The sequence below is a fragment of the Geofilum sp. OHC36d9 genome, assembly GCF_052400685.1.
Lineage (GTDB): Bacteria > Bacteroidota > Bacteroidia > Bacteroidales > Marinilabiliaceae > CAZHHH01.
On the sequence record NZ_JBQTGJ010000001.1, the window covers coordinates 47860 to 67771 of the forward strand.

The following is a 19912-nucleotide window of genomic DNA, read 5'->3' on the forward strand; positions in this document are numbered from 1 at the left end:
ATGCGAAGGGATATAGTCAGATTCAACTTTTCTTGTAGCTTGACAAAATAAAATCGCAACTCTTTGCTGCCCCTGGTATAAAATATTGTAATTAATCGATAAAATAATATGAACATGGTTTTAATAGGTATAGTAGCTTTTTTTGTAATTACATTGATTATTATCTATAATGTTATTGTAAAACGCAAAAATGAAGTAGCTAATGCATTTGCATCGGTTGATGTAATGTTAAAAAAGCGATATGATTTGATTCCTAATTTGGTGGAAGTAACAAAACGGTATATGGAACATGAAAAATCTGTTTTCGTTGAAATCACAAAGTTACGTTCTCAGGTAATTGAAGAAAAAAGCCAGGAGCAGAAAGTTGAAAAGCATAATGAGATTCAAAGAAAAGTGAACGGTTTATTTATGAATGTAGAAAATTACCCCCAATTAAAGGCTGATAGTAGCTTCCTAAGCTTACAGGCAAATTGGACGTCCGCTGAAGAACAAATCTCTGCATCAAGAAGGTATTACAATACTGCTGTAACAGAGTATAATAATATTATTCAAATGTTTCCATCAAATATCATTGCCAGAATGTTGGGGTATAAAGAAAAGAAAGTGTTTGAAGCCATCGACGTGGAAAGGAAAAATATAAAAGCTTCTGAATTGTTTTAATAAACAACCTTAATGACTGATAAGACAAAAAACTTTGATGATTTCTATAATAGGATTTATCCCAAGTTAGAAGAAATCGAAGGTTTAAGGTCCCTGGCTGCTAAAAAAGTCCGTAATATATATACGTTTGGGAAAATTGGAGTTGTAGTATCCGTTCTACTGTTTTTTATTTTTCAATTTGGCTTCGCTCTCATTATTTCAATTGTGTTTGCAGCTACTTTCTTTGGAATGTTAAGTGGGCGTGTTCGTAGAGCTTTCAAAGAGTTAGGACCTCTCTTCAAAAGGGACGTAATTGAAAATTTACTTGATTATTTTTATGACGAGGTAAGATACATTCCCAGGCAAAGAATGAGTGCTGGTATACTAAGAAAAAGCCTCCTTTTTAAAAAGACAGTATATAGAAGTACGGGTGATGATTTTACAGAATGTCGTATTGGAGATACAAATATATGTTTTTCAGAAGTTCAGGCTTATTCAAAGAGTAATTACTATTTTTTTAATGGCATTTTTGTAGCAGTAGAGTTTAACAAAATATTCACTTCAAAAACAATTGTAATACCTAATTCCAGCATATCTGTTTTCAGGAAAATCAGGATGAATATATTTGGCACAATGGATAATGCTTCGATGGTTGTATTAGAAGATGTTTTGTTTAATAAAGAATTTGATGTTATAAGTGAAGACCAGGTGGAATCCCGTTATTTACTTTCCACAAGTTTAATGCAACGATTGATTGATTTTAAAATAAAAGTAAATAAGGATGTATCATTTTCCTTTATCGACAACTGGCTGTATGTTGCAATTCCAACGAAAGTAAATTTATTTGAAATAAGTTTAGAAAAACCAGTAACGGATAATGATTTTATCAGGTCTAATTATGAGTATTTTCAATTGTTAACAGGCTTAGTTGAAGATCTGGATTTGAATACCAAAATTTGGAAATAACGCATAAGGATATTGGCCGTGCTCTGCCCTGCCCATGCGTGCCTATTGACTAGCAATCCGGTCAGGTTCCTCGCTGGCACGACTTTGTAATCCTTGCCGCATTTAGGATTCTCCATCTCTGCACGGCCAAATCCATTAAACCAATTGAATTTTGGAGCAATGCGGCGATTAGCTAAAAACTGAATTACATTCACATGAATTCATTCCTGGGTTTATCCTGTTTCTGTTTTTTCAATAAGCCATATATTAGTTTGTGTTCAGTGGGCTTTTGAGAAAAAAGGAATTGCGTCGGGTTATTGATTTTAGTTCAAACAAAAACCAGAATTGAGCATGAAAAGCAGTTTCAACCTGTTTTGTTACGAAGCAACAACGTAACCCGTCGCAGTCCATATGCAGGTCGAAGCAGTGCCATTGCAACAGGAAAGAAAGGACGTGTTCATCAAACTGTGCTTACTTATTGTGTCTCTTTCCTTTTTTGGAAGTGGTTTTTTTGAAATAAATAAAGATGACATTATAGGTCCGTTGACAATAATATTAGATAACGACAACTTAAACACAGATTTGGAAAAGTTTTAAGATACAACATCTCTTAACTTTGTATTATTAATTTAAAACAAAGAATTTATGAGTAATCTGGAAGGTAAAGTAGCTTTGGTAACAGGTTCATCCAAAGGAATTGGTGCAGAAATAGCAAAAACATTGGCAAAAAGTGGAGCAAAAGTTGTTGTTAATTATGCAGGCAGTAGGGAATTTGCAGAAAATGTTGTTAAAGACATTCTTTATGATGGAGGTGAAGCTGTTAGTATTCAGGCTGATGTTAGTAATAAGGATGACGTAGTACGTTTATTTGATGAAACAATTACGCATTTTGGCAAGGTCGATGTTTTGGTCAATAATGCTGGAATTATGAGTAATCAATTAATAAAAGACACTACTGATGAAGATTTCGAACGTCAGTTTAGTACCAATGTTAAGGGTGTTTTCAATACTCTGAGGGAGGCAGCAACAAAACTTGCTGAAAATGGAAGCATAATTAATGTTTCTTCTTCTGTAAATCGTTTGATGTTACCAACTTATGGAGTATATGCAGCTACTAAGTCTGCTGTTGAGCAACTTACCAGAGTTTTTTCTAAAGAAATAGGTAGCCGAGGTATAAATGTTAATTCTGTTTCGCCAGGACCAACAAATACTGAATTATTTATGAAAGGGAAACCGAAAGAAATTGTAGACCGTTTAGCATCCCTTTCATCTTTTAATCGTATTGGTGAGCCCAGTGATATTGCAGAAGTGGTTGCTTTTTTAGCGAGTGACGAAGCTAAGTGGATTAACTCTCAGAATATTGGGGTTAACGGTGGTATGGCGTAATTTTATAAAAATCATTGTGAAACAGTTTTTAACAGCAATAATAATGGGGATTTTGGCTGCACTGGCAATGTTTATATCATTTTAATTACAATGGCCAGCCTGGGTGCTTTTCATAGCGTGGTTGAGTTATTACATATAAATAAGAATATGGAAAAGCTAAAACGTATCTCAAGAATTATTGATTATCATCATTTTGCAAATCTTTCTGCACCAAGACATCCATTAATAAGTTTGATTGATTTTAGCAAGGTTAGATTTCCCGAAGATTTAAAAGGGTTAAAACTAGTACAGGAATATTACACTATTGGCTTAAAACGAAATGTGCCTTACAAAATGTTTTATGGCCAAAAAGAATACGACTTTAACGAAGGTTTGATGACTTTTTTAGCACCAAATCAAGTGATGAGTATGGAAAGAAATCCAAATATTAATGTGAGTGGGGAATTAAGACCTACAGGTTGGTTACTTTTAATACATCCGGACTTTTTATGGAATACAGCTTTAGCTAAAGCAATTAAGTCATACGATTTTTTTGGATATTCTATTAGTGAATCTCTGTTTTTGTCTGAAGATGAAGAACAAATGATGATCGGTATTTTTAAAAATATCGAAAAAGAATATCAAGCCAATATTGACAAATTTAGTCAGAAAGTCATTGTGTCGCTGTTGGCATTGTTGTTAAATTATGCAGAACGGTTTTATGAACGACAATTTATCACTCGCAATAAATCTGGGCATCTACTCTTAGAGCAAATAGAAAATTTATTGCGGAATTATTTTGATCAGGATAATTTAATAGAACTTGGCTTACCGACTGTTGAAGGTATTTCCAAAGAGCTTAACCTTTCCTCAAATTATTTAAGTAGTATGTTGAAGTCTTTAACAGGAATGAGCACACAACAGCATATTCATGATAAACTGATTGAAAAAGCGAAGGAGCAACTTTCAACAACTCGTTTGTCTATTAGTGAAATTGCATATAATTTAGGTTTCGAATACCCTACATCATTTAATAAGCTGTTTAAGAGTAAAACTGAAATGTCACCATTAGAATTTCGAAAATCTTTTAATTAAAGAAATCCTATTGCCCATATAGATGTATATGAAGTGATCAGTACGCCCCCGGCAATTACCACTGACTGAGATACAAGTAATCGATGTAATTCATACGTTGAAAATCAGTCCCTTTTTGACTTGAAATTTACCCTTTTGTCAATTCGATGGCTTCTTCATGTTTATGAAAATTATCGTAGTAACAACAATTATTCAGCTGGACTGGTTTATTGACTCCGGGTGTCGCTCGGAGATGTCGCTTTCCTTATCAGGAATTTCGCACCGGCATAGGGCCCTTAATCTATTGATTGGTTTTCGTAACTGATTGGCATTGGTATAATATCTTATATTATTTTGCTCCTGTTTGTTTGATCACATAATGTTATCTTTGCAGCAGAATCAAATAAACATGTGTCTAAAAAATGAATAAACCTAAATTGATCCGCTACATATTTGGTTTAATCATGATCGGTTTGATGGTGGGAGTTTCAGAATGGTTTGGTGAGAAAGAAATTATATTTCCGGAAGTTGCAGCACTGATAATTGGATTGTGGATTATTAATAAGAAAGTCTGGACTGTAAGTAGACCAATGGTCGTGTTGCTGATGACAGTATGTGCTCTTTTTGGTGTTTGTCTTGTGCGCTATTCGCCTTTACCTGTTCTTGCAAATATTGCCATTTCATTTACATTTACTTCTCTTTGTCTTTTTGTGACCCGTACTACTTTAATCCCTGTTATTTCTGCCTCTATGTTGCCCGTGCTGCTGGGTACTCATTCCTGGGTTTATCCTCTTTCTGTTTTTTCAATAAGCCTTATATTAGTTTGTGTTCAGTGGGCTTTTGAGAAAAAAGGATTGCGTCAGGTTATTGATTTTAGTTCAAACAAAAATCATTATCGGCATAGCTTATGGCATTGGATGAAATTACTTGTTGGATTAATGTTTATAGCGGTGTTTTCCGTGTACACCGATAAAATGTATATCATTGTACCGCCTCTGGTGGTTACATTTGTTGAATTTAGCTCTTCTTCGGCAGGTTTTCGTAATCGTCCCGTGCAGGTTTTTTTAGTATTAGTAGTTTTTGCAATCTTAGGGGCGTCTTTTCAATATGTTTTGCATGATGTTGTGGGGCTTTCGGAAGTAAATACGGTGCTGTTACTCTTTGCATCTCTATTTTGGTTTATTGAAGTTGCAGGTGAACCTTTCGCTCCGGCATTTGCTATTGCTCTTATTCCAATGATTATTCCTCAAGAGAATGTGCTTTTGTATCCTCTTCAGGTAGCGGGAGGCGCCGCTCTTTTCTTGTTTGTGGCAATGGTATTTTTTTTAAAATGTTACCGTTGGAAACGTGAATATCTTTTGGTCTGTTTTGTGCCCGAATTTATTAGAAGTCGGATATTCAGCTCTGCTAAACGTATCGTACGACTAAAGTAAATTAAGCACGAACTGACCTCGCTGGCAACGACTTTTTCGAAACACCAGAGGCTCAGCTGCACGGCGGTGCAGATTTGTAATCCACACTACATCTGAACTTTCTTCAATATAAAATCACTTTTGATCCGGTTCTGGAATTTTTAAGAATGAGAAGCTGTTCCAGACAGTGTTGTAAGCAATTCACATGTAAATCGAAGCAACAGGAGGCGCTAATAAACAGTTATATAGATGTGGAATAGCCCTGCTTTGGCGCCGATTTCTGGGTAAACCATGAATCACGGGCCAGAGCAGGGCAGAAGATTTAATGCGGCAGTGCTAGAATCCATTCAAGGTTATCAAATCACTGATGGCAACCATGTAACACCTCTGTCTCCTCAAATCATTCAGGGGAGCTGCAGGAGGTATATTTCTTTTGCCCGTACTTCATTTTGATCGGTAAAATCCGCTGTTGCGTCAGTTGAATTGTTTCTATTATTATCAATGAAAAACGATTCGATTACTACCAATGTAGCTAACCAAAGCAGTGTTTTTTTGCTGATTTTTTCATTTGTAAGAAGAATTATCAGACTTACAGCAACCGGATTCGCTTATCATTAAAGCTGGCGAATGTTTTTATAGCCGCGATTAAAAGAAAAAGTAAAAGATAAAACCGCCCGTAATGGCCATTATCATTACAGAAAGAATAAAGGCCGCAATTGCCTTAGGTTTGAGCATTGATGAAATAATTGCTATTTCGGGCAGACTGGCGCCTGTTCCACCTATAATTAAAGACATGGCTGCGCCCATGCTCATCCCTTTTACAATAAGCGCTTTTAAGATTGGAATGGCCATTTCAATTCGTAAATACAACGGAATCCCGATTGTGGCTGCAATTGGAATGGCCAATGGGCTGTTACTGCCCAAATGTTTTTGAACCCATGCGTCGGGAACAAAAATGGCTGAAGCTGCGCTGATAAGTGCTCCCACCAAAACATAGGGGAATATGCGCTTGAATAATGCCCACGCGAAGGTAAATGCTTCATTGAGCTTTGGGTTTGTCTTTTTTGTTTGGCTACAGCATGGCGTCGAGATCGCAGAACATTCCGATTCTGTTGCCGGCGCTGAAGCTCTGCAACTTACCTGACTAAAATCTACTGCTGCCGGATTACAGTTGTTAGTTGGTCTGGTAGCGCATTTCGAACGGGACGCGCCGGAATTTAAGTCAATTCGTTTTACTTCATTTTTCAACGATGTTTTTCCTGCAATGGTGCCCATTAATACAGCACCAATAAAAACAACCAGAAAATATATCAAAGCCACTTTCCACCCGAAGACGCCAAGGATAAAACCAACTACAACAAAATTGGCCAAAGGGGCAGAAAGTAAAAACGAAAAAACCATTGAAAACGGGGCGCCCATTTCTATCATTCCCATAGATACGGGGACCATTGATGCACTGCAAAAGGGTGTTGGAATTCCCAATAGAGCTCCCATTAACCCACTGTACTTCCCTGTCTGCGACAGTCGTTTCTGAAGCCTTTCCTGAGGAATAAATGCTCGTATAAGACCTGTCAGAACTGATACCAGGGCAATAATTAAAATGAGTGCTACACCTACGTGTATAAATTCATCTAAGGCTAAACTAAGTTTTTCGTTCATGGCATTCTTTGTTTTAAAAATTAATCTGTTATATGCGTATTTCCGCATATGTTTTATCAAAAAAATATTAATCTTTGCTACTATTGTAAATATTACTGGATTCCTCCTTCTTTCTCACGGATTTGTAGCAGATTTTTACACCGCACCATTTCTATAGTCATTTCTGTTTCAGGAATTGATGAAATCGCTTTTTGAATGAAATGATGAAATTGATTGTTGACCGGAACCAGGTAATAGAAAACCCATTTCCCTTCTTTTACTTCTTGAATTAAAGAGGCATCTTTCAATATTTTTAAATGTCGCGACACATTATATTGGTGCTCTTCCAACACTTCTACAATCTCTGAAACACAAATTTTTTCGTCAATGTTAGTCAGCAGCCAAATAATTTTTAGCCTTGTTATATCGGCCAGTGCTTTTATTATTTTTAGATAGTCGTACATTTCTAATTAATATTATATGCGTAAAATCACATATGTTAGTCGGGTGCAAAAATAGAAATATTTTTTTATTACCATAATATATTTGCTGATTAGTATTAGAAAGAAAACGGAGGAACTTGATAATATAATTTCAGATTCAGGGTTTTAGAAGTTCGGAAAATGTGAGTTTATTCACGAAGGTAATCGTTCTTCGAATAGTCATGGTGCATAAGCAGGCCTTTTCTCGTAAGAACTATGTAATGACTTTTTAACTCAAAAAATGTCAACGTGTGCATAAATAACTAACTTTGAGTCATGAATGTTTTGACTCACTTATAGTGTCGGAAAACTATAAAAGACATATAAAGCAAGGACGCCATGATTGAAGAATTGCTTGATAATATTTATAGTAAAAGACTTGAAATACAGGAAAAAATCATAAAAACTAAATAAAATGAGTACTACAGGCAAAAAATCTTTTTTTGGCGTAATGAAATCCTATAGTAAAGGATTTTGGCTTGCCAGCATGATGGAACTTTTAGAACGCTGGGCCTGGTATGGATTGTTTGCAGTGTTAGCACTGTACTTAACCGGATCGACTGACGAAGGTGGACTTGGTTTTTCGCATACCGAAAAAGGACAAATAATGGGAATTGTAACCGCGATTCTATATATATTGCCATTAGTTACAGGCGTTATTGCAGATAAAATTGGCTATAAATTATCTTTGGTGATCGCCTATGTACTATTGGGCTCAGGTTACTATGTAATGGGTCATGTGCAATCTTTTACAATGGTATTTATTGTATTTTTATGGGTCGCTGTGGGTGCTGCTATGTTTAAACCGGTTGCTTCTGCCATTGTTACCAAAAATACAGACGAATCCAATTCTACTTTAGGGTTTGGAATTTTTTATATGATGGTGAATATTGGTGGGTTTATTGGCCCGGCTTTCTCATCTACATTACGCACTCAATTTGGCTGGAAAATAATATTTATTCAGGCAGCTGTTGTTATTGCAATAAACCTGATCGTACTATTACTTTTTTATAAAGAAAAGGATAAAGAGAAAAATACGGAAACAATTTCAGAAGCCATTAAAAGCTCTGTAATTAAAATTTGGGAAGCCGTTAAAGACAGTCGTCTATCCGTATTGCTGATTATAATGGTAGGTTTCTGGACGATGTTTAATCAACTTTTTTACACACTCCCAACTTTTATTGAAGATTGGGTAAATACAAAAGCGTTACACGACTCAATCGCACAGGTTTCCCCCTGGCTGGCCAGTGCAATGAGTGGAGGTGGTAACTCGGTTAATCCGGAGATGTTAATTAACCTGGATGCCGGTTCAATCATATTATTCCAGCTAATAGTTTCATTTTTTGTATTAAGAATGCGACATGTTAGTGCAATGATTACCGGGTTTATTATTGCAGCTATAGGTATCGGAATTACTTTCTACACAGGCAATGGCTTATATACCATACTCGGTATCATGATTTTTGCAATTGGGGAAATGATGACAAATCCAACCTTCTCCTCATTTATAGCCTTAATATCGCCTAAAGGAAAAGAAGCTTTATATATGGGTACTTATTTCCTGCCGGTTTTCCTGGGGAATTTCTTAACAACATTTGTTTCAGGTAATCTTTACGAGGCATGGTCTGATAAATTAAGTCTGTTGCAGGTTGAAATGGCAAACAGAGGAATTGCGATGCCGGAAATCACGCAGGAGTTTACAAAAAATAATTACTTCGCAGCTGCTTCCGAAAAACTGGGAATGACAGAAACTCAAATGACACAATTTATTTGGGATAACTATAATCCTAACAAAATTTGGTATGTCATTACTGGTATTGGTGTTGTTACTATCTTAGCTTTAATTATTTACGACAGAATGGTGATTAGGCCAAGAGAAGCAAAAGCAAAATAAAAGTTATTATATAAATCTCTGGTATTTATTATTGGGTGCAGGCGGTATTATTCTTTGAATTTTTGTTTTTAAAAAATAGCCAGGGCTTGCCCCAATGTGGGTGTTTTTTAAACCAAATGGCATAGCCGAGCGGTAATTCGTAGGGGAGTGTTATCTGCACTTTATCCACATTTGATCTATACTAATTCATTATGCCAACGCAACCAACCTGATTGTATTGTCAGTTGATTTAACGTTTAGTTGATAACATTCAAACGATAAGTAGCAACACCAATTCATAGGGACATTATTATTTTTCTATTCGTAAAGCCACTTGTTAGATGTTGGGTGGATCAAAAGTTAATTCTGATTTAGCAATAGAGAAGCATTGGTCAATTCGTTTGTTACATACTGCATTTAAGGCCAGCGTTCTAGTTTTTTATTTGTTCGTAATTTGATTAAAGAGAACCTTTCTTTGCTGGGTGCAGTGACTGGCAATGAAACTGCACACGAATAGATAGTTACGCATATTTATATTTCTCCACTTATTGGTTATACTACTCACCCATTTTGTCCCCCCGGTCATTTAGTACCTCCCTATTTACTGCTATTTATAGCCACAATTATCACTAAAAAATACCAACTTCTTGGGATTTCACCCTTTTCTTATCATCAGTAATTTCGACTGTTGAAATATGATACACTTGAGAATCATTTAAAAAAGAAAATATTATCAGATGAGAAAAGGGGTTTGTTTACTAATCTGTATTGTAATAGCTGTATTCGTAAAAGGATATGGACAAAACATGACAACTGTGAAAAACGAAAGTCGTCTAATCCTTGGCGGTTATGGTGAAGCGGTAATGAGCCGAATGTTTTACAGTAATAATTATAAGCGATATACCGACGCTGCAACCTACGCCGATAATGATGGTTATGGTCAGTTCGATTTACCACACGTTGTATTTTATGTTGAATACGATTTTGGAGGAGGTTGGACGATGCAAAGCGAAATTGAATTTGAACACGGAGGTACCGAATCGGCTGTTGAGATTGAGAAAGAAGAAACCGGAGAGTATGAAAGTGAAGTGGAACAAGGTGGTGAAGTGGCATTGGAACAATTTTGGATTCAGAAAAGTTTTTCTCCTGCTTTTAACCTCAAAATGGGACACATTGTTGTTCCGATAGGTTTAACCAATCAACACCATATGCCTACCGAGTTTTTTACCGTTTATCGTCCCGAAGGGGAAAATACTATTTTGCCTTGTACCTGGCACGAAACAGGTGTAAGCCTTTGGGGAAAAACAAAACAATGGCGTTACGAAGTTCAGTTCGTAGCAGGTCTCGATGCCGACCGTTTTGGATCATCAACGTGGATACAAAGCGGAACAGGAAGTCCATATGAGTTTAAGATGGCAACCAGCTATGCAGGCGTTTTGCGTATTGATAATTATTCGGTTAAAAATCTACGTTGCGCTGTTAGTGGGTACGTGGGGAATAGTGCAAAGAACACCCTTTCGCCCAGTAAATTCGAAAATATAAACGGTACTGTTTGTATTGGCGCATTCGATTTCCATTATCAAGCCGACAATATCATTATACGTGGTAATTTCGATTACGGACACCTTTCAGACTCTGAGGCCATAACCTCTGCCAACAAGAGTATGCGACAGGACTCGCCATCGCCCAGTCAGCCTGTGGCTTCCGATGCCATAGCCACAGGCATTGAAGCAGGTTATAACATTGGTTCTTTTTTCAAAATAATACCATCAAACCGTACTCTTTTCTTTTTTGGGCGCTATGATTATTACGATTCAATGTTAAAAACGCAGGGTAGCGTTATTGATAATGAATGTTGGGGACGACAAAAAATCTCAGTTGGTTTGAACTACAAACCACTTAAAGATATAGTTATAAAAACCGAATATTCACACCGCATTTTTAGCAGTCAGTACAACAATGAAGGCACATTTAGCGTGGGGATTGCTTATGCAGGATTTTTTAATAATTAACCAAAAATAACAATAATGAAAAAACTAAATCTACTTTTCTATTTTTTTATCGTTGGAGCAGTAATGCTTGGATTTTCGTCTTGTGACGATGATGATGATGGTATCACTGACGAAGGCTTAGATGTTGATAAAACCGAAGTGATTTCACGATGTGTCAACAACGTTATTGTGAGCACTTATAAAAACCTGGCAGACGAATCTGTAATCCTATATGATGCATGCTTCACATTAAAAAGTAGCCTTACACAAGACAATATTGATGCAGCTTGCGCGGCGTGGATTGCAGCTCGTAAATATTGGGAACAAAGCGAAGCGTTCCTTTATGGAGCAGCTTCCGATTACAATATTGACCCACACATTGACTCATGGCCCTTAGATAAAAGCCAGTTAGACCTTGCGCTTAACAACGAAACATTAATCAGCAATATGGATGAAGAAGGTTGTAATTTCGATGGTTTTTCAACTCTTGGTTACGGACTTTTAGGATTCCACGCTGTTGAGTATATGCTTTTCCGTGATGGAGCCCCACGTGATGTAGATGGCGGTACCGACAGCGATGGCAATACTTATGAAGCACTAAGCCAAACCGAATTGATTTACTGTGCTGCTGTTGCCGAGGATTTGCGTAACCAATGTATCCGTTTGGAAGCCAGTTGGGCAGGGATTGATAATATTGGCCCTGTAAAACAAACCATTTTGACCGATGCAGAATTAGAACCTTCAATGGATTACGGTGAAGCAATGGAAACTGCTGGAGAATCTGGAAATGTATTGTACAAAACTCAAATTGCAGCCTATGTACAAATTTTACAGGGAGCTGCCGATATTTCTGACGAAGTCGGGAACACTAAAATTACCGACCCAGTAAGTAGTGGGGATGTGTTAGATGTGGAATCTTGGTACAGTTGGAATTCAATCGACGATTTTGCCAATAATATGCGCAGTGTTCAATATGTTTATTTAGGCAATACATCTAGTACTGCTGTTGATGCTTCAGTTAGTGCTTATGTAAAATCGCTTGATGAAACGCTCGACAACGCTATTCAAACTGCTATTGCAACTGCCATCATCGAAATTGAAAGTATGCCGGCTCCTTTCCGCAATTATTTAACCGAATCAGCTTCTTCATCGGCTAAAGCAGCCTGTAATGCTGTTATGGACAAACTGGAAGAGGCCATCACTTTAATACAAGAATAAATGTTAAAATTTAGATGTTTGTTTTTCTTTAGTGTCATCTTCTCTTTACTGACATCATGCAGTGACGATGATATTATTGATGATGGAGATAAGGATTCAACAGAACTCTCTGCTGAATGGTATACAGGAGGACAACTTGGAACTACTTTCAATATTTCGTCAAGTGCTTACGAACAACCATCACATGCGATCGAAAACTCAGGGCTTGAAGCTGCATTTAAATCGGGAGAAGGATTTTTCGAAGGTATTTTTGTAACAACAGACCCAAACGAAAGTCCTATGGGCGGATTAGGTCCACTATGGCTGCGCACCAGTTGTATTGCTTGTCATCCCGGCTATGGCCATGGTAAACGTCAAACCGAATACGACTCAAACGTAACGGGGAATGGTTATTTGTTGGTAATTACGGATAATACTGATACTTATCTGAGCTCGTTGACAGGAATGCCACAGACGCAAGCTATTGAGCCATTTTCGCCACCGGTCGATGAATCATTAATCACAATTAGCTGGCTTTCGTACAACGATGAATGGGGAAACGCTTTCCCAGATGGTGAAACTTACGATTTGATTTATCCCGAAGTGACAATTCCCGAAGAGGCTTTTTATGTGCCGCTTGAAGTGACCAAAGACAACGTAACTTATACCGTTGCTCATTCAGACATTCGAGTGCGGTTAGAATCAACTATTGGTATTTATGGCTCAGGTTTATTGGATGCTATTCCTGACGATTCGTTAAAAGCTCAATATGTTAAGGAATCGGCCCACGCTAAGTTGAACCCCGCTTTCTTTGCCGATGGTGAGTGGGTCAAACAATATAAAAACACCAGACAAGGTGATGGCGAACAACATCCTTACCGTTTCACATATGGTTTAACTCGTGGCCCGCTTCAAGATGGTCCGGGTGCAAATGCCATTTGGAATATTTTCAACCTTACACGTAACAATCGCCGTTACCATTATATGACCAAAACGTATGCAGTCAAGGCATCTCAGGATCCCAATGTTCAGGCAAAATTTTATAGCTATTTTCCTGAATATTATGTAACCGGTGATGTAAAAACTGATATTTATAATTATCTGATGTCAGACTCATTACCAGTTGAATTAGCCGATGACGACTATTCCGATTTTATGGTTTGGCATCGTGGGTTGGCTGTTCCGGCAGCCCGTGATTTAGATGATGAAGAGGTTCAATTGGGAAAACAATTGTTTACTGAAATAGGTTGTTCTTCGTGTCACCGTCCATCATGGACTACGGGCGACGATAATGTTTATGACCCGAATTTGTTTTATTCTAGAGGCGATACCCGTTTACCACGTTACCCGAATCAAACCATCTGGCCGTATAGCGATTTAGTTCAACACCGTTTGTATATGGAAAACAATATCCGTACAGGTTGGTGTCGTACCACGCCGCTTTGGGGACGTGGTTTAAGTCAAATTTGTACAGGTGCAGCCGACCGATTGCACGACTGTCGTGCTCGTAATGTAATTGAAGCCATTATGTGGCACGGAAATCCTAAAAGCGATGCACGTTGGGCTATTGAAAATTTCAGAGAGTTAAGCTCGGAAGAACGTGATGCTGTTGTGGCGTTTATTAATGCAATTTAATATACCAATAATTAAGAGGGATGAGTAGTTTCTACTTTTTCCTCTTTTTATGTTTTTATGAAGAAATTAAAAGTAATCAGTTTTGGTCTTTTGGCAATTATGGTTGTTATACTGGCAACAGCAACAATTATAGAACAATTTAAAGGTACTTCTTTTGTAAGTAATCAAATTTACGGTTCCACATGGTTTGTTGTATTTTGGACAATTTTGGTAATATTCGCGTTGGCTTATTTATTCAAAATGAAATTACAACGTAACCCAATTGTTTTCTTTCTTCATATTGCCTTTCTTTTTATTCTTTTGGGCGCCTTTATTACATGGATTAGTGGTAAAAGCGGTAGTTTACACCTCCGTCAGGGAAAATCAAGTACTGGATATATTGAAAAGAATGGCAACAAACACCAGCTTCCTTTTTCAATCGAGTTGAATAGTTTTAATGTCATTTACTATCCGGGGACTCAAACGCCTCAAGATTTTGAAAGTGAAATTACCATAGCCGAAACCAATAGCAAGAAGTTTTCTGAAAAAGTGTCGATGAATAATATCGTGTCTTATAAAGGTTATCGTTTTTATCAGTCGGGGTACGATAATGATGGTAAAGGAACACATTTGTCGGTTTCACACGACCCTGTTGGTATTGCTGTTACTTATGGTGGATATGTAATGTTATTGCTATCATATATTCTGTTTTTCTTCGGAAAAGAGAGCCGTTTTTGTCAACTTCTAAAGCATCCTCTACTGAAAAATGCTACACTTGTTGCATTGTTCCTATTTTGTTCAGACGGTGTTCAAGCTGCAATCAGGCCTTCTAAACCCAAAGTATTGCCTGAAAGTGTAGCGGCTGAATTTTGTAATTTGTACGTTTATTATAATGGTAGAATTTGTCCGCTTCAAGCATTAGCTAATGATTTCACATTGAAATTGTATGGAAGATCATCGTTTAAAGATTATACCTCAGAGCAAGTTTTTACCGGTTGGTTGTTTTATTATTCAAGTTGGAAGAAACAGGATTTCATCAAAATTCGCAGCAAGGAAGTCAGGAGCATTTTAAGTGTTGATGGGAAATATGCGTCGTTCGATGATTTTATCAATAATGAGAATGACTATAAATTGGAGTCTGAATTACTCAAAATGTATGAGGGTAAAATAATTGCCGATCAAAAAGGGGTTAAAGAAGCTGATGAGAAATTCAATATCATCAGTATGTTATATGCTGGCGAACTAACCAAAATATTTCCTTATGCAACTTCGGCTCAATCATTAAATTGGTATGCTACCAATAGTCAATTGCCTCAAGAAATGGACGAAACTCGCTATATTTTCATTCGGCGTTCGATGGACTATATCCGGGAAATGGTAATGAAAAAGGATTTCGAAAATTTAATTGCATTGGTTCATAAACTTAAAGAATATCAGACTAAAGAAGCAGGGGATTTATTGCCGTCAGACACAGTGTATATATCCGAAAATATTTATAACAAAATGGATTATACTAAATATTTGGCAATGTTTCTAGTTTTCATTGGCATATTTGGTTTTGTTTATTTTATTCGCTGCTTAATAATTGCTAAATCTGCTTCGAAACGGATAATTGTGATATTCAATTCAGTTATACTAATTAGTTTCATTTATCTCACAATTTTTATCACATTGCGGGGTATAGCTAGTCAGCACTTTCCGGCATCGAACGGATACGAAACAATGCAGCTTTTGGCGTGGGCATCGTTGTTGGCGTCGATATTCGTGCAAAAGAAATTCCGAATGGTTTTGACTTTTGGTTTATTGTTAGGAGGTTTAGCTCTTATGGTATCGATGATGGGACGCAGTAATCCGCAAATAACTCATTTAATACCGGTGTTATCGTCTCCGCTCTTAAGCATACATGTAATGACCATTATGGTATCGTATCTGCTGTTTGCTTTTATGATGTTTAACGGTGTTGCGGGGATTGTCCTTAGACTTTCGGGCAGCAATAATGGCAACCCAATTCAACGGCTACAAATTATTAGTCAGTTGATTCTTTATCCTGCGGTTTTCCTTTTGGCAATAGGAACATTTATCGGTGCGGTATGGGCAAACGTTTCATGGGGGCGATACTGGGGGTGGGACCCGAAGGAAGTATGGGCATTAATTACCTTGTTAATTTATTCCTTTCCGTTACATACGCTCTCATTAAAACGCTTTCAACAACCAATGTTTTATCATATATTTATGGTTATAGCGTTTTTCTCGGTGTTATTTACCTATTTCGGCGTCAACTTTATACTTGGCGGAATGCATAGTTATGCTGGATAAAAACTTTTCTATCCATAGGAAATCTGTTGTAAACAGGTCAATAATTATAGTCAACCAAGAAAAATGTGTAAGAGCTCAGGAAAAGCTGAAAAAAATGAGCTTCAATGCTTGGCATTACGCAAAAAGTAAAAAGTAATATTTAAAGCTACGTGTGAAGTCCGAAAAATCGATAAAGTATTGAATAATAATATGATAGTAGCAAGGGATGATCCGCCTGCAATGCTGATAAATACACGTGCAAATAAAGATGCCGGAAAATAGTAGATAAAGGCATAAGTATTATTAAAACTGAAGGGAAAGCACTATGCTCATTTGTAAAAACATTGACCAGTAATATGATCATATTATGCATATTGGACTGCCTATTAGATTAATGTGAGCCGATATTATTGATGTCAATCAACAAAATTATAATGTGGCAAAATGTTTTTCATTCTATATTTGTGCTGAGAGTAAGGAAGAAGCTGATAGATTATTTGTAGCAGTGGCAAAAGAGGACAAAATAAAACTTCCTATATCTCAACAGTTTTGTGGCTCATATTAAGGATTCTGTTTGTTTAAATTTGGTATTAGCTGGAAAATAAGTTTCAGTTTAGAGACTAATTGAATAAAACCCGTGATACAGTCCTGCGCTCCCTTCCCGCCCAACGCCAATTTTTTATGCCAACAAATCAAGCCGTTTATATTTCACAAAAGTTTTATCTTTAGTCGATATAAGTCAAACTGTGAGTTGGATGTGGTAAATGACCATTTAGAAAGTAAGCATGATTCAGCAGTAGAGCTCAATTGGCCGATATTAACCCGGTTGTTAGTTTGAAATTAAATACAAATAAAAAAACAGTAATGAAAATGACATGTAATCAGATGAAACGAAAACTATTAATTTGTTATTTGTTTATAATTACCACATTAGCAGTGGCACAAGAGCAATCGATTTGTAGTCCAGATGGAAGACTAGTTTTAACGATTAAGACAATTGCGGGTAGTTGTTGTTATACTGTAAAATATGATCAGAATTTGATGCTTGAAGATTCACCTCTTGGTTTAATTACAAATGTAGGTGACTTCAGTAAGGGGTTGACTCTCCAATCGATTGAAAGAAATTCCGTTGAAAAGGAGTATAATCAGGACAAAATTAAACAATCGCATATTGTTTATGAGGCTAACGAATTAAAGGTAGCCCTCACTAATAAGGAGAATAAGCAGTTTGAGGTTATTTTTAGAGTTAGCAATAATGATGTCGGTTTTAAATATAGCTTACCCCAATATGGAGAGACTGCCGCTTGTATTGTTGAAAAAGAAATCACAGGGTTTAACTTACCGCAGCACACCACAACGTTTTTGTCGCCACAAGCCACTGCTGGTATAGGTTGGAAACATACGAAACCAAGTTATGAGGAAGAATATGTGGCAGATGAAGTAATCAACACACCATCGAAATATGGCCAGGGATATACTTTTCCTTCTCTTTTTCATGTTGGTGATCAAGGATGGATACTTATTTCAGAGACTGGCGTGAGTAGTAAATATTGTGCATCACATCTAAGCGACGGCACAAATGATGGAATCTATTCCATAGCTTTTCCTCAAGTTGGTGAAAATAATGGCTTTGGAAGTGCAACAGCTGTTTTGTCACTCCCTGGTTCAACTCCGTGGCGTACCATTACTGTTGGCAATAATCTTAAACCAATTGTTGAAACAACTATTCCATTTGATTTGGTTGAGCCTTTATTCGAACCATCTTATGAATATCAATATGGTCGCTCTACGTGGAGTTGGATTATGTGGCAGGATCGGAGTATGAATTACGATGATCAGATTATATACATCAACTTAGCTGCTGAATTGGGTTACGAGTATATTCTCATGGATGCCTTATGGGATACTCAAGTTGGATATGATAGAATGCCAGAGTTGTTTAAGTATGCGCAATCAAAAGGTGTTGATGTTTTTTTATGGTATAATTCAAATGGATCTTGGAATGATGCACCTCAAGGGCCTAAACACAGGATGGACAATGTCATTGTAAGAAAAAAAGAAATGAAATGGCTCCAGGAAATGGGCGTTAAAGGCTTGAAGGTTGACTTTTTTGGTGGTGATAAGCAAGAGACTATGAAGCTGTATGAAGAGATACTCTCTGATGCCAATGATTATGGTTTGATGGTAATATTTCATGGGTGTACGTTGCCCAGGGGATGGGAACGAATGTATCCGAATTACGTAGGAAGTGAGGCTGTATTGGCGTCAGAGAATCTTATATTCACTCAACATGCCAACGAAATGGAAGCTTATAACGCTTGCTTACATCCTTTTATTCGAAATGCGGTAGGCAGCATGGAATTCGGTCCGGTATTATTAAATAAGCGCCATAATCGAAACAACGATGGGGGAACGATACGCCGTACCTCAGATGTTTTTCAGCTGGCAACTTCTATTTTATATCAATCACCGGTCCAAATGTTTGCTATTGCTCCTAATAATTTAACTGATGTTCCATCGTTTGAGATCGATTTTATGAAAAAAGTTCCAACCATTTGGGATGAAACAGTTTTTATTGATGGATATCCCGGTAAATATGTTGTTGTCGCACGTCGTCATCAAGACAAATGGTTTGTTGTTGGTGTAAATGCAGAAAATGAAGCATTGTCTATTGATGTTACACTTCCTATGTTAGCAGGAAAAACTATTGCTTATTATGGTGATAACCTGGATTTAACTCCTTTTCAAAAGGAACAGAAAATTAAAAAGTCAGGTTCGGTTAAATTGGTTATACAACCTAATGGGGGTGTTATTTTGACAACAAACTTCTAAAAATTAATGTAATAAGTGCTTGTTAGAGAAGTTCAGCTTTCGCTTTTTGTTATCCAGGAAATGGTTATTTATATTAGTAAATACTTTTTTTAGTTGCGAAAGTCTTGTGTTTGAATTTTTTATCTTAAACGTTTGACTTTATAGGCAGGCATTTATCAAATTTGTTTCTTTACAGCGATTAGTGTCTACATAAAAATAACCTTCTGAAATAAGCGGACTGTTTTTACGTACTTTACGCTGTTCTGTCTGTAGTGAGGGAAATACTGTGTTTTTGTCGCACCTATACGTCAATAGGGATTGGATGGAGGCATTTATTTTATCACGATTCTTAGAAACGCATTGTTGGGAGTTTGTCAAAACAACGGTATTAAAAAAAGAAGCATTTATGAATTTAATCCATAAATGCTTCTTTTTAAAATGTGGGCCCAGCTGGGCTTGAACCAGCGACCCCCTGATTATGAGTCAGGTGCTACTAACCAACTGAGCTATAGGCCCTGTTAAAAATAAATATTTCTTATTTTTAGCGATTGCAAAAATACAAAGAAAAGTGAATTA

At 36.9% G+C, this 19912-nt stretch carries 13 protein-coding genes and 1 tRNA gene; 11 read left to right on the top strand and 3 right to left on the bottom strand.

All coding sequences use genetic code 11. The annotated features are described in order from the left end of the window. Positions 1-114 precede the first annotated feature (114 nt). From ACT3CD_RS00230 to ACT3CD_RS00250, 5 genes are all read left to right on the top strand, one after another. Complete coding sequence (locus ACT3CD_RS00230; protein WP_444641792.1) at positions 115-660, top strand: LemA family protein; 546 nt, start codon at positions 115-117, stop codon at positions 658-660. 12 nt (positions 661-672) lie between these two features. Beyond that, the gene (locus ACT3CD_RS00235; protein WP_444641793.1) at positions 673-1605 is read left to right on the top strand and encodes a DUF3137 domain-containing protein; all 933 of its coding nucleotides are present in this window, start codon (positions 673-675) and stop codon (positions 1603-1605) included. A 624-nt stretch (positions 1606-2229) separates the two neighbouring features. Continuing rightward, on the top strand, positions 2230-2970 hold the full coding sequence (locus ACT3CD_RS00240) for an SDR family oxidoreductase (protein ID WP_444641795.1): 741 nt from the start codon (positions 2230-2232) through the stop codon (positions 2968-2970). 147 nt (positions 2971-3117) lie between these two features. Beyond that, complete coding sequence (locus tag ACT3CD_RS00245) at positions 3118-4044, top strand: helix-turn-helix domain-containing protein (protein ID WP_444641797.1); 927 nt, start codon at positions 3118-3120, stop codon at positions 4042-4044. A 401-nt stretch (positions 4045-4445) separates the two neighbouring features. Continuing rightward, the gene (locus ACT3CD_RS00250) at positions 4446-5456 is read left to right on the top strand and encodes a hypothetical protein (RefSeq protein ID WP_444641799.1); all 1011 of its coding nucleotides are present in this window, start codon (positions 4446-4448) and stop codon (positions 5454-5456) included. Positions 5457-6080: 624 nt separating this feature from the next. Here the strand turns inward: ACT3CD_RS00250 and ACT3CD_RS00255 are convergent. Then, on the bottom strand, positions 6081-7094 hold the full coding sequence (locus ACT3CD_RS00255) for a permease (protein WP_444641801.1): 1014 nt from the start codon (positions 7092-7094) through the stop codon (positions 6081-6083). A gap of 92 nt (positions 7095-7186) precedes the next feature. Next, a complete protein-coding gene (locus tag ACT3CD_RS00260; protein WP_444641802.1) occupies positions 7187-7537 on the bottom strand; it encodes an ArsR/SmtB family transcription factor in 351 nt (116 codons plus the stop codon). A 433-nt stretch (positions 7538-7970) separates the two neighbouring features. Here ACT3CD_RS00260 and ACT3CD_RS00265 point away from each other — a divergent pair, with 433 nt between their 5' ends. The 6 genes from ACT3CD_RS00265 to ACT3CD_RS00290 all read left to right on the top strand — a co-directional run bounded on the left by ACT3CD_RS00265 (position 7971) and on the right by ACT3CD_RS00290 (position 19357). Next, positions 7971-9449 (top strand): MFS transporter, encoded by a 1479-nt coding sequence (locus ACT3CD_RS00265; RefSeq protein ID WP_444641804.1) that lies wholly within the window; start codon positions 7971-7973, stop codon positions 9447-9449. A 794-nt stretch (positions 9450-10243) separates the two neighbouring features. Continuing rightward, on the top strand, positions 10244-11440 hold the full coding sequence (locus ACT3CD_RS00270) for a hypothetical protein (RefSeq protein WP_444641806.1): 1197 nt from the start codon (positions 10244-10246) through the stop codon (positions 11438-11440). Positions 11441-11455: 15 nt separating this feature from the next. After that, positions 11456-12637, top strand: coding sequence for an imelysin family protein (locus ACT3CD_RS00275; RefSeq protein ID WP_444641808.1), 1182 nt, complete (start codon positions 11456-11458; stop codon positions 12635-12637). Continuing rightward, positions 12638-14251: a di-heme oxidoredictase family protein gene (locus ACT3CD_RS00280; RefSeq protein WP_444641810.1), complete on the top strand. Its 1614-nt coding sequence runs from the start codon at positions 12638-12640 to the stop codon at positions 14249-14251. It begins immediately after the preceding gene. 57 nt (positions 14252-14308) lie between these two features. Then, positions 14309-16546 (top strand): cytochrome c biogenesis protein CcsA, encoded by a 2238-nt coding sequence (gene ccsA, locus ACT3CD_RS00285; protein WP_444641812.1) that lies wholly within the window; start codon positions 14309-14311, stop codon positions 16544-16546. Between the two features lie 864 nt (positions 16547-17410). Next, complete coding sequence (locus ACT3CD_RS00290) at positions 17411-19357, top strand: glycoside hydrolase family 97 catalytic domain-containing protein (protein WP_444641814.1); 1947 nt, start codon at positions 17411-17413, stop codon at positions 19355-19357. Between the two features lie 420 nt (positions 19358-19777). On the opposite strand, the gene ACT3CD_RS00295 is transcribed toward ACT3CD_RS00290, so the two are convergent. Then, a tRNA-Ile gene (locus ACT3CD_RS00295) sits at positions 19778-19852 on the bottom strand. Positions 19853-19912 lie beyond the last annotated feature (60 nt).

Excerpts from the sequence above, each read along its gene's own strand:
- ACT3CD_RS00245 (WP_444641797.1), top strand. The coding sequence starts at position 3,118 with ATGGAAAAGCTAAAACGTATCTCAAGAATTATTGATTATCATCATTTT.
- ACT3CD_RS00230 (WP_444641792.1), top strand. The coding sequence starts at position 115 with ATGGTTTTAATAGGTATAGTAGCTTTTTTTGTAATTACATTGATTATT.
- ACT3CD_RS00240 (WP_444641795.1), top strand. The coding sequence starts at position 2,230 with ATGAGTAATCTGGAAGGTAAAGTAGCTTTGGTAACAGGTTCATCCAAA.
- ACT3CD_RS00275 (WP_444641808.1), top strand. The coding sequence starts at position 11,456 with ATGAAAAAACTAAATCTACTTTTCTATTTTTTTATCGTTGGAGCAGTA.
- ACT3CD_RS00290 (WP_444641814.1), top strand. The coding sequence starts at position 17,411 with ATGAAACGAAAACTATTAATTTGTTATTTGTTTATAATTACCACATTA.
- ACT3CD_RS00265 (WP_444641804.1), top strand. The coding sequence starts at position 7,971 with ATGAGTACTACAGGCAAAAAATCTTTTTTTGGCGTAATGAAATCCTAT.
- ACT3CD_RS00280 (WP_444641810.1), top strand. The coding sequence starts at position 12,638 with ATGTTAAAATTTAGATGTTTGTTTTTCTTTAGTGTCATCTTCTCTTTA.
- ccsA (WP_444641812.1), top strand. The coding sequence starts at position 14,309 with ATGAAGAAATTAAAAGTAATCAGTTTTGGTCTTTTGGCAATTATGGTT.
- ACT3CD_RS00260 (WP_444641802.1), bottom strand. The coding sequence starts at position 7,537 with ATGTACGACTATCTAAAAATAATAAAAGCACTGGCCGATATAACAAGG.
- ACT3CD_RS00235 (WP_444641793.1), top strand. The coding sequence starts at position 673 with ATGACTGATAAGACAAAAAACTTTGATGATTTCTATAATAGGATTTAT.
- ACT3CD_RS00255 (WP_444641801.1), bottom strand. The coding sequence starts at position 7,094 with ATGAACGAAAAACTTAGTTTAGCCTTAGATGAATTTATACACGTAGGT.
- ACT3CD_RS00250 (WP_444641799.1), top strand. The coding sequence starts at position 4,446 with ATGAATAAACCTAAATTGATCCGCTACATATTTGGTTTAATCATGATC.